The following is a 6,000-nucleotide window of genomic DNA, read 5'->3' on the forward strand; positions in this document are numbered from 1 at the left end:
GGTTCTCCATCTTGTGACGGATTTTTGGCATGGCTAAGAAGAACGCCCCACCCGCTGCTCCTGCTGCCGAAGCGGCAAGCAAGCCGCCGGGCAAGCTGAAACTGATTATCGTGATCGTGCTGGCGCTTTTGCTCGCCGTTGGCCTGTCGGTTGGCGGTACCTGGTTCTTCCTCAGCAAGGATGCGGCCAAGCAGGAGGCAGCCCATGAGCAGGCCGAGAATGCCGCCCCGGTCAAGCAGCCGGCCATCTACGAAGAGTTGACGCCGGCGTTCGTGGTCAACTTCACCCAGAACGGTCGCGCCCGCTACATGCAGGTCAGCGTCGCCCTGATGACTCGCGACCAGGCCGGCCTGGATGCACTGAAGGTGAATATGCCAGTGCTGCGCAACAATCTGGTGATGCTGTTCTCCAGCCAGGATTTCGCCACCCTGATCACCCCCGTGGGCAAGGAAATGCTGCGCCAGCAGGCCACGGCCAGCGTGCAGCAGCTGGCTGAAAAGGAGACCGGCAAGGTGACCGTCGAGCAGGTGCTGTTCACCAACCTCGTGTTGCAATAGGACGGGAGTCCGACAATGGCTGTACAAGACCTGCTATCCCAGGACGAGATCGATGCGCTGCTGCACGGTGTCGACGACGGCATGGTGGAAACCGAGGAACTCGTCGAGCCGGGTAGCGTCAAGCAGTACGACCTGACCAGTCAGGATCGCATCGTGCGCGGGCGCATGCCCACCCTGGAAATGATCAACGAGCGCTTTGCGCGCTATACCCGCATCAGCATGTTCAACCTGTTGCGCCGTTCCGCCGATGTGGCCGTGGGTGGCGTGCAGGTGATGAAGTTCGGCGAATACGTTCACTCGTTGTACGTACCGACCAGCCTCAACCTGGTGAAGATGAAACCGCTGCGCGGTACCGGCCTGTTCATCCTCGACGCCAAGCTGGTGTTCAAGCTGGTCGACAACTTCTTCGGCGGCGATGGCCGTCACGCCAAGATCGAGGGCCGCGAGTTCACGCCCACCGAGTTGCGGGTGGTGCGCATGGTTCTCGACCAGGCGTTCATCGACCTGCGCGAAGCCTGGGCCGCGGTGATGGACATCCACTTCGAATACGTCGGTTCGGAGGTCAACCCCGCGCTGGCCAACATCGTCAGCCCCAGTGAGGTCATCGTGGTATCGACCTTTCATATCGAGCTCGATGGCGGTGGCGGCGATCTGCACATCACCATGCCGTATGCCATGGTGGAGCCGATACGCGAGATGCTCGATGCCGGCTTCCAGTCAGACGTCGACGATCAGGACGAGCGCTGGATCAAGGCCCTGCGCGAGGACATTCTCGAAGTCAGCGTGCCGCTCAGCGCGACCGTGGCAAGGCGCCAGCTCAAGGTTCGCGACATCCTGCACATGCAGCCCGGCGACGTGATTCCCGTGGAGCTGCCGGAACACATGATTCTGCGGGCCAACGGCGTGCCATCCTTCAAGGTCAAGCTCGGCTCGCACAAGGGCAATCTGTCGCTGCAGGTGCTCGACCCGATCGAGCGGCAGCGCTGACGGCCTGCTGACCCTTTCGCCATACGTTCTGCGTATGACCCAATTGCTAAACGCCAGCCGAGGTTCAACGATGGCCGATGAGAATGAAAACACCACGCCAGAGGAGCAGGCGCTCGCCGACGAGTGGGCCGCGGCCCTGGCCGAGTCCGGCGATGCCGAGGGGCAGGACGACATCGATGCCATGCTGGCCGCCAGCGCAGCCAGCAAGCCGGCGGCACCGCGGGCTCCTATGGAAGAGTTCGGCAGTACGCCCAAGGCCAGCAACCCGGTCAGCCTGGACGGCCCGAACCTCGACGTGATCCTCGACATCCCCGTGTCCATCTCGATGGAAGTGGGTAATGCCGACATCACCATTCGCAACCTGTTGCAGCTCAACCAGGGGTCGGTGATCGAGCTGGATCGTCTGGCCGGCGAGCCGCTCGATGTGCTGGTGAACGGGACCCTGATCGCCCATGGCGAAGTGGTGGTGGTCAACGAGAAGTTCGGCATTCGCCTGACCGACGTGATCAGCCCCAGCGAACGCATCAAGAAACTGCGCTAGAGACCATGAATAGAATCCTGCTCGCTCTGCTCGCCCTGCCATTCTCGGCGCTGGCCGCGCAACCCGTGGCTCAGGCGCCTGCGGCCGGCAGTGGCATCGGCGGCCAACTGGTGCAGCTGGTGATCGGCCTGTTGCTGGTCATTGGCCTGATCTTCCTGCTCGCCTGGATGATGCGCCGTGTGCAACGTCTCGGGCCCAGCGGCGGCAAGGTGATCAACATCGTCGCTACGCAGGCGCTGAGCCCGCGTGACCGACTGGTGCTGGTGCAGGTCGGTAACGAGCAGATACTGCTGGGCCTGACCCCCGGGCGAATCACCCCGCTGCACGTGATGGCCGAGACGGTTCAGCTTGCCGATGCCGAGCCAGCCTCGACGGAATTCGCCCAGCGCCTCATGGAGCTGCTGGGCAAGGACCAGAAGGACAAATCCTGATGCTGCGCCTGCTGCTCGTGCTGGTCTTCACCCTGGTCGCCTCGCTGGCGTTCGCCCAGGAGCCACCCGCAGGGAGTGCGCTGATCCAGCAGGGCAACAACCCGCTGTCGATTCCGGCCATCACCTTGAGTACCGATGCCGAGGGGCAGCAGGAATACTCGGTCAGCCTGCAGATCCTGCTGATCATGACGGCGCTGAGCTTCATCCCGGCGTTCCTCATGCTGATGACCAGTTTCACGCGCATCATCATCGTGTTTTCCATTCTTCGCCAGGCGCTCGGCTTGCAGCAGACGCCGTCCAACCAGATTCTCATCGGCCTGGCACTGTTCCTGACGATGTTCATCATGGCGCCGGTGTTCGACCAGATAAACCGTGATGCCTTGCAGCCATACCTGAACGAGCAGTTGCCGGCCCAGGAAGCGATCGCGCGCGCCGAGGGGCCGATCAAGAGCTTCATGCTGGCGCAGACCCGTGAAAGCGATCTGGAGCTGTTCGTGCGCCTGTCCAAACGCACGGACATCGTCACCCCGGATGCGGCACCGCTGACCATTCTGGTTCCGGCGTTCGTCACCTCGGAACTGAAGACGGCGTTTCAGATCGGCTTCATGATCTTCATCCCGTTCCTGATCATCGACATGGTGGTAGCCAGCATCCTGATGGCGATGGGCATGATGATGCTGTCACCGCTGATCATTTCCTTGCCGTTCAAGATCATGCTGTTCGTGCTGATCGATGGCTGGGCGCTGATCATGGGTACCCTGGCCAGCAGTTTCGGCACGTTATAGCGAGGCTCACATGACCCCTGAAGTCGCTGTCGACCTGTTCCGAGAAGGGCTCTGGCTGATCTGCCTGATGGTCGGTCTGCTGGTCATGCCCAGCCTGCTGGTGGGGTTGCTGGTGGCGATGTTCCAGGCGGCCACGCAGATCAACGAACAGACCCTGAGTTTCCTGCCGCGCCTGATGGTCATGCTGCTCACCCTGATCTTCGCCGGCCCCTGGATGGTGCGCGAACTGATGGAGTACACCCAGCAGCTGATCGCCAACATTCCCTACCTGATCGGTTGAGCCGATGTTCGAACTGAGCGACACGCAGATCGGTGGCTGGGTTGGCTCGTTCCTGCTGCCGTTGTTCCGTATCGCTGCGTTGCTGATGGTCATGCCGATATTCGGTACGCAACTGGTACCGACGCGGGTACGCCTGTACCTGGCGCTGGCCATCAGCCTGGTGGTGGTGCCCAGCTTGCCGCCCATGCCACAGATCGACGCGATCAGCCTGCCGGCGTTCGTGCTGATCGCCCAGGAAATTCTCGTTGGCGTGATGCTCGGTTTCATGCTGCAACTGTTCTTCCACGCGTTCGTGGTCGCCGGGCAGATCCTGGCCATGCAGATGGGCCTGGGCTTCGCCTCGATGGTGGATCCGACCAACGGTGTCTCGGTGCCGGTGATCGGGCAGTTCTTCACCATGCTGGTGACGCTGCTGTTCCTCTCCATGAATGGCCATCTGGTGGTGTTCGAGGTGCTGGCCGAGAGCTTCGTGACCCTGCCGGTCGGCTCCGGGCTGCTCACCGCGCATTACTGGGAACTCGCCACCAAGCTCGGTTGGGTGCTGGGTGCGGCGCTGATCCTGGTGCTGCCTGCGGTGACGGCATTGCTGGTGGTCAACATCGCCTTTGGGGTGATGACCCGAGCGGCGCCACAACTGAACATCTTTTCCATCGGCTTCCCGCTGACCCTGGTGCTGGGCATGGTGATCGTGTGGATTTCCCTGGCCGATATCCTCTCGCACTACCAGACCCTGGCCTCCGAGGCGTTGATCATGTTGCGTGAACTGGCGAGGGCTGGCTGATGGCTGAGTCGGAAAGCGGTGCCGACAAGAGCGAGGAACCCACGGAGAAACGCCTCCGTGAGTCACGTGAGAAAGGGCAGATCGCACGCTCGCGTGAACTGAACACCTTTGCCGTCATGCTGGCCGGTACCGGTGGTTTGCTGGCCTCCGGTGGGAGCCTGGGCAACGCGATGCTGGATATCATGCGTGGCAACTTCGTGCTCAGCCGCGAAGACCTGCTGGACGAACGCAACATGGGGCTGCTTCTGGCCAGTTCCGGTCAGATGGCCCTGGAAGCCCTGCTGCCGCTGCTGGTGACCCTGTTGATCGCCTCCATCGTCGGCCCCATCGCGTTGGGCGGCTGGCTGTTCTCGGCCAAGGCCATGGCGCCCAAGTTCAGCCGCATGAATCCGTTGGCCGGGCTCAAGCGCATGTTCTCGATGAAATCGCTGATCGAGTTGCTCAAGGCACTCGCCAAGTTCCTGCTGATCCTGATGGTGGCGCTCGTGGTGTTGTCGGCCGATCGCGAGGATCTGCTGGCGATCGCCAACGAGCCGGTCGAGTCGGCGATCATGCACGCCGCCGAGGTAGTCGGCTGGAGTTCCCTGTGGCTGTCCATGGGGCTGATTCTGATCGCTGCCGTGGATGTGCCGTTCCAGCTCTGGGACAACAAGCAGAAGCTGATGATGACCAAGCAGGAGGTCCGGGACGAGTACAAGGACAGCGAAGGCAAGCCCGAGGTCAAGCAGCGGATTCGTCAGTTGCAGCACGAAATGACGCAGCGCCGCATGATGCAGGCCGTGCCTCAGGCGGACGTGGTGATCACCAACCCGACCCACTTCGCCGTGGCCCTGAAGTACGATCCCGAGAAGGGCCAGGCGCCCATGCTGCTCGCCAAGGGCAGCGATTTCACCGCGCTGAAGATCCGCGAGATCGCCCAGGAACACCAGGTGATGCTGCTGGAGTCACCGGCGTTGGCGCGCTCGATCTACCACACCACCGAGCTGGATCAGGAAATCCCCGCCGGACTCTATCTGGCAGTGGCACAGGTGCTGGCCTACGTCTACCAGATCCGCCAGTACCAGGCAGGCAAGGGCAAGCGCCCGGTTCCCCTCAAGGACCTGCCCATCCCGCCGGATCTGCGCCGCGACGAGTGATGGCCGCCGGTCAACGGCAGCCATGCGCCTGGCGAGGTTTCAGAGCGAAACTCCAACCTGCGATGCTGTGACTCAGAGGCGGGTGTCGATCGCCCCTCTGGAGAGGTGGAGGTCGGTCGGCAGGAAGTCGCGGTCCGGGTCGTAGTCCGGCTTCAGGTAACGACCCAGAGCGTCCAGGTCTGCCGGGCTGAGGGTGCCGGCAGCCTGTTTCAGGCGCAGGTTGTTGAGGATGTAGTCGTAGCGCGCGTCGTTGTAGTTGCGCACTGCACTGTACAACTGGCGCTGGGCGTCCAGCACGTCGACGATGTTGCGCGTGCCCACCTGATAACCGATTTCCGTAGCCTCCAGCGCGCTCTGGTTGGAGATGATCGACTGGCGACGGGCCTGTACGGTTTCCACGTCGGTATTCACCGCGCGATACAGGTTGCGGGTGTTCTGCACCACCTCGCGGCGCAGCCCTTCACGTTGCTGCTCGGACTGGCTGAGGCGCTGGTAGGCCTCG

The 6,000-nt window shown here is 62.4% G+C and carries 9 protein-coding genes; 8 read left to right on the plus strand and 1 reads right to left on the minus strand.

Features of this window, described 5'->3' with window-relative positions; all coding sequences use genetic code 11:
- Window positions 1-29 precede the first annotated feature (29 nt).
- From fliL to flhB, 8 genes are all read left to right on the plus strand, one after another.
- Window positions 30-557: a flagellar basal body-associated protein FliL gene (fliL, locus tag BLR94_RS07730; RefSeq protein WP_084304168.1), complete on the plus strand. Its 528-nt coding sequence runs from the start codon at window positions 30-32 to the stop codon at window positions 555-557.
- A gap of 15 nt (window positions 558-572) precedes the next feature.
- Window positions 573-1,544, plus strand: a complete 972-nt coding sequence (gene fliM, locus BLR94_RS07735; RefSeq protein WP_084304169.1) for a flagellar motor switch protein FliM — start codon at window positions 573-575, stop codon at window positions 1,542-1,544.
- Window positions 1,545-1,614: 70 nt separating this feature from the next.
- The gene (fliN, locus tag BLR94_RS07740) at window positions 1,615-2,085 is read left to right on the plus strand and encodes a flagellar motor switch protein FliN (protein ID WP_084304170.1); all 471 of its coding nucleotides are present in this window, start codon (window positions 1,615-1,617) and stop codon (window positions 2,083-2,085) included.
- A 5-nt stretch (window positions 2,086-2,090) separates the two neighbouring features.
- Complete coding sequence (gene fliO / locus BLR94_RS07745; protein WP_084304171.1) at window positions 2,091-2,516, plus strand: flagellar biosynthetic protein FliO; 426 nt, start codon at window positions 2,091-2,093, stop codon at window positions 2,514-2,516.
- Window positions 2,516-3,301 carry a flagellar type III secretion system pore protein FliP gene (gene fliP, locus BLR94_RS07750; protein WP_084304172.1) on the plus strand — a complete coding sequence of 262 codons (786 nt, stop codon included), beginning with the start codon at window positions 2,516-2,518 and terminating at the stop codon, window positions 3,299-3,301. The genes fliO and fliP overlap by 1 nt, the downstream gene beginning before the upstream one ends.
- A 10-nt stretch (window positions 3,302-3,311) precedes the next feature.
- Window positions 3,312-3,581, plus strand: a complete 270-nt coding sequence (fliQ, locus tag BLR94_RS07755) for a flagellar biosynthesis protein FliQ (protein WP_084304173.1) — start codon at window positions 3,312-3,314, stop codon at window positions 3,579-3,581.
- 4 nt (window positions 3,582-3,585) lie between these two features.
- A complete protein-coding gene (gene fliR / locus BLR94_RS07760; RefSeq protein WP_084304174.1) occupies window positions 3,586-4,362 on the plus strand; it encodes a flagellar biosynthetic protein FliR in 777 nt (258 codons plus the stop codon).
- Window positions 4,362-5,498, plus strand: a complete 1,137-nt coding sequence (gene flhB / locus BLR94_RS07765) for a flagellar biosynthesis protein FlhB (protein WP_084304175.1) — start codon at window positions 4,362-4,364, stop codon at window positions 5,496-5,498. Before fliR ends, flhB begins: the two co-directional genes overlap by 1 nt.
- 72 nt (window positions 5,499-5,570) lie before the next feature.
- Here flhB and BLR94_RS07770 read toward each other — a convergent pair.
- Window positions 5,571-6,000, minus strand: a 430-nt coding sequence (locus BLR94_RS07770) for a TolC family protein (protein ID WP_167359722.1), incomplete at its 5' end; no start/stop codon positions are given.

This window comes from Phytopseudomonas flavescens (assembly GCF_900100535.1).
Taxonomy (GTDB): domain Bacteria; phylum Pseudomonadota; class Gammaproteobacteria; order Pseudomonadales; family Pseudomonadaceae; genus Aquipseudomonas; species Aquipseudomonas flavescens.